Genomic DNA, 800 nt, shown 5'->3' with positions numbered 1-800 from the left:
CAAATTGGTTCAAATGCAAACGAAACAATTAACGTATCACTATCGAGTGTAGCGGCAGAAAAAATTGGTTCTAACCAAGTTAATTTACAAGGCGCGGCTAATACTGGCTTTGGTTCTGCTAGTGCAGCAAATACGGTTGGAGCAGCTGCCTATACAATTGATGGCCGAAATAGTGCAACTGTTAATATTGCAGCAGGCTCTAGCGCTAAAGCTGGTGCAGCATCTATCAATGAATTTTCATCTTCTACAGGCGTTACAGCACAGGCAAGAACTGAAGCTGAGTTAGTAATATCAGTTCCTGGCGCTGCCGATGGAACTGTAAGTTTCTCTTTAAATGATGAAAAAGTATCTTACGCAACAACAGGTAATGTTACCAGTGATCAGCAAGCAATGGCTGAAGCGATTAATGCATCAACCGATGAGCATGGTGTAACTGCTTCAATCGATAATGGAGTATTTACAGTATCCAATAACGAAGGGGAGGATATTGCTCTTACTAATTTTAGTGCTTTAGATTCTGCAGGTGCTAATGTTGCTACCGAAGTAGCTGTTAAAGCCCAAGGTTACGATGGTAAAGATGATACTGATTTTGATTTGGTAAGTGGTACAGTTGCAGCTGTAAACATTACAGGGGGAATTCAATTAAACTCTTCAGAAACATTTACTGCAGCTAGTGCAAATACAACTTTATCCGCGGTTGCATCTGTAACAAGTAAGCTAAATGATGTTTCTGACGTTGATATTACAAGCCAGAAGGGCTCGCAAGATGCGCTAGCAATTATTGATAACGCAATTGCAAA

Annotated in this window: 1 pseudogene; it reads left to right on the top strand. The window is 40.5% G+C overall.

Annotation, left to right across the window (positions count from 1 at the left end):
* A pseudogene (locus I6E72_RS19630) lies at positions 1-800 on the top strand (flagellin); the annotation flags it as partial.

Origin of the sequence: Pseudoalteromonas sp. NSLLW24 (assembly GCF_015864725.1) — a bacterium.
GTDB classification, from domain to species: Bacteria; Pseudomonadota; Gammaproteobacteria; order Enterobacterales; family Alteromonadaceae; genus Pseudoalteromonas; species Pseudoalteromonas arctica.
Note: the sequence above shows the minus strand (reverse complement) of the source record. Positions and strands in the feature narration are given on the sequence as shown.